Source organism: Companilactobacillus insicii (genome assembly GCF_003946015.1).
In the GTDB taxonomy this organism is placed as follows: domain Bacteria; phylum Bacillota; class Bacilli; order Lactobacillales; family Lactobacillaceae; genus Companilactobacillus; species Companilactobacillus insicii.
The window spans coordinates 1-3,211 of sequence record NZ_RHNU01000065.1; the positions used below are offsets into that span (position 1 = coordinate 1).

Below are 3,211 nucleotides of genomic sequence, written 5' to 3' on the forward strand. Positions count from 1 at the left end.
TGTCACCAGTAGAATACCGGGAACATGCTTTAGCAGCTTAAATATTTAATTTTGTCTAACTTTTGTCTTGCACTTCATAACGACATCGTCTCTTTTTTATTATGTCACAGGTGAGATTCGAACTCACGACCTACGGTTTAGAAGACCGTTGCTCTATCCAACTGAGCCACTGTGACATCACTTGTTCTATTATAGAGAATGGATTTAAAAATTGCAACGGGAAAAATTAAAAAAATTTATTTTTTTATGGGTAGATAAGTTTATAGTTTTAAATACAAAAAAGAAAGCCAGTGAAGTAACAATCATAGGCTTTCCTCGTTATACTAAACACTTCTATATTGAACATTTTTTTCGTCGATCGGCAGAGATTTTCCAGCATCTTGAACCAAATCATGAATCAAATCAGAATTCATTGGTGAAATCCCAAATATTTGCTTTTCAATTGTTGTACGTAAAGTAATATCAAAAGTACGCATAACAATTGAAGATTGATCCAGTAAACTATTATTTACTAAAACTAAGCTTCTATATGTGTCTTTGTCGTATCGTTTATTGAACTCGCCAATAAAATTTTTGAGAATTACACTTTGCATGATCTCACCTCAAAAACTATTATACGAACTTACGTTCGCTTTGGCAAGCTCATTTTAATAAAATAATTCTTTGCATGCATTAGAAATTGCAATTTTTACATGTTCGTATGTTAATCCACCTTGAATATAAATAATATAAGGGTCACGCATTGGTCCATCGGCAGAAAATTCAACACTAGCTCCAGAGACAAAAGTTCCCGCAGCCATAACAACTTCATCTTCATAACCTGACATTTCACTAGGCTCTGGCACAACATTTGAATCAATTGGAGAATATTGTTGTACTAGCTTGGTAAACTTCACCATTTTATCAGGATCATTAAAGATAATAGTTTGAATTAAATCAGTTCTATCATCATTCCATTTGGGGGAAACATTTAATCCCATTTTAGCAAACAATGCTGCTTCAAAGATAGCACCTTTTATGGCATTACCAGTAACTCTTGGGGCAAGGAAGAATCCTTGAAACATTTCGTCAAGACGGTCAACCGTTGCACCTTCTGATGAACCAATACCAGGTGCAGTAAGACGATAACTTGCTAATTCCACAAGATCCTTCTTACCAACAATATAACCTCCAGTCTTTGCTAAACCACCACCGGCATTCTTAATTAAAGATCCAGCCATTAAATCTGCTCCGACTTCAGTGGGTTCGATTGTCTCAGAGAACTCACCATAACAATTATCAATAAAAATAATTACATCTTTGGATACTGAACGTACCTCTTTGATTATTTCGGCTATTTCAGCCACTGTAAGGCTCTTGCGAGTCGAATATCCTCGGGAACGTTGTATTGCTACTACTTTTGGTTTTTGCTCTCTAATCTTATTTTTCATAGTTTCAAAGTCTACTTTGTCGCCAATCATGTCAACTGAATCAAATCCGATCTTATAATCGATCAATGACCCACGCTTATTACCAGCTATTCCAACAACTTCTTGCATTGTATCGTAAGGTTCACCAGTAACGTAAAGTAGATTATCACCTGGTCTCAAAATACCAAACAATGCAGTAGCTAAAGTATGGGTTCCAGAGACAAACTGTGGTCTAACCAATGCTGCTTCAGTCTTGAACACATCAGCATATACAGCCTCTAATTGATCACGACCTCGATCGTCATCCCCGTATCCTGTAGTCCCTAACAAACTACTTTCATCAATACTTTCTTCCCTAAAAGCTTTAAGAACTTTATCTTGATTATCCAATACTCGCTCATCAATTTCAGCAAGTTTTCCTGCTATTTCGTTATCCACCTGTTTGATTGCTTCTTTCAATTCAACTGGAAAACTATCATTCCATCTAGCCATTATATCCTCCTAAAAATTCTTTGATCCGATTTTCAACCTTTATTTGATAATCCGGTTCATCACTAATATTATACCAATCCACATTCATCTGATTACGAAAGTATGTCAGCTGACGTTTGGCAAAGTGTCTGGAATTCTTTTTTATTTCTTCCAGACATGATTCCAGTGTAGCAGTACCCTCAAAATATGGAAATAACTCCTTATAACCAATTCCATTCTTAGCTTGAGGTATATTATTACGATTTTCAAAAACTGGTCTGACTTCGTCTAATAATCCCATATTAACCATTTTATCGACCCGACTATTGATTCGGTCGTATAACTTTGCTCGGTCGTCTGTTAGACCTATCAAATAAAACTCTGCCCAAGGAGACCCATTTGCTTGTTCTATTATTGATTTTCCCGTTTCTCGATGTACCTCGATAGCTCGTATAACTCTTCGAGCATTTGATACATCAATAGATTTAAGTGCTACAGGATCCTCTTTTTTTAAAATATTAATTAGTCCATCAATGCCGTCGTCTTTTTCAACTTTTAATAAATCATTTCTCAATTCATTATTACCATTGGCATTCCCACCCAAATTAAGATTCTGAATCAGCGAATTTAAATAAAAACCGGTACCACCAACCACAAAAGAATTTTTTCCTTTCGATGATAGTTCTTTAATGACACTAACTGCTTTGTTCTGAAAATCTTTAACAGTATATCGTTCTGTCACATCGCTAATATTAACCAAATGATGCGGAACAACCAGAAGCTCCTCTGGATTATCCTTGGCAGTACCTATATCTAAGCCACGATATATTTGCATCGAATCTCCAGAAATTATTTCTCCATTAAACTTTTGTGCTAATTTTAATCCTAATGCACTTTTCCCAACCGCGGTTGGACCCACTACTGCAATAACTTTTTCCAAAAAATCGCCTCTCTGCATCGTATTTTATAGATATTTTATTAAAAATAAGCCATAATGAGAATTAAAGACTAGGAGGTATTTATTATGGCAAAGAAACAAAAACACTTTCGTTTTGTAAAGGGATTTTTATTTGGTTCAATTACAACAGCGACAGCAGTATATGGTGCACTACATGCATTCAAAAAAACTGTCATTGAACCTGAAGATGCTGAAAACGACCGTATTGAAGCAAACCGTCGTCGTGCAAACCGTAAAAGTCTACAAGCACATCAAGGTTAATAATCAACCAAATAAATTTGAAACAATAAAAAAGGGGGTCTAAACTTTCTGGTATTGGTGAAAGCCAATACCAGTTTTTTTATTGTCTAAATTTCTGGATAGAAAAAGGACC

The 3,211-nt window shown here is 35.4% G+C and carries 4 protein-coding genes and 1 tRNA gene; 1 reads left to right on the forward strand and 4 read right to left on the reverse strand.

The features are described from left to right. Nucleotides 1–102 precede the first annotated feature (102 nt). The 4 genes from EKM79_RS12095 to miaA form a co-directional block, all read right to left on the reverse strand. Nucleotides 103–176 (reverse strand) — tRNA-Arg (locus EKM79_RS12095). A gap of 147 nt (nt 177–323) precedes the next feature. Continuing rightward, a complete protein-coding gene (locus tag EKM79_RS12100) occupies nt 324–593 on the reverse strand; it encodes a hypothetical protein (protein ID WP_125569146.1) in 270 nt (89 codons plus the stop codon). A gap of 54 nt (nt 594–647) precedes the next feature. Then, nucleotides 648–1,901: a methionine gamma-lyase family protein gene (locus tag EKM79_RS12105; protein WP_125569148.1), complete on the reverse strand. Its 1,254-nt coding sequence runs from the start codon at nt 1,899–1,901 to the stop codon at nt 648–650. Beyond that, nucleotides 1,894–2,820, reverse strand: a complete 927-nt coding sequence (gene miaA / locus EKM79_RS12110; RefSeq protein ID WP_211331294.1) for a tRNA (adenosine(37)-N6)-dimethylallyltransferase MiaA — start codon at nt 2,818–2,820, stop codon at nt 1,894–1,896. Before miaA ends, EKM79_RS12105 begins: the two co-directional genes overlap by 8 nt. Nucleotides 2,821–2,904: 84 nt before the next feature. Between miaA and EKM79_RS12115 the strand changes: the two genes are divergently transcribed. Next, a complete protein-coding gene (locus EKM79_RS12115; protein ID WP_125569152.1) occupies nt 2,905–3,099 on the forward strand; it encodes a DUF3042 family protein in 195 nt (64 codons plus the stop codon). Nucleotides 3,100–3,211 lie beyond the last annotated feature (112 nt).

Bases quoted from the DNA above. Each gene is read 5' to 3' on its own strand.
- EKM79_RS12100 (WP_125569146.1), bottom strand. From the start codon at position 593: ATGCAAAGTGTAATTCTCAAAAATTTTATTGGCGAGTTCAATAAACGA.
- EKM79_RS12105 (WP_125569148.1), bottom strand. From the start codon at position 1,901: ATGGCTAGATGGAATGATAGTTTTCCAGTTGAATTGAAAGAAGCAATC.
- EKM79_RS12115 (WP_125569152.1), top strand. From the start codon at position 2,905: ATGGCAAAGAAACAAAAACACTTTCGTTTTGTAAAGGGATTTTTATTT.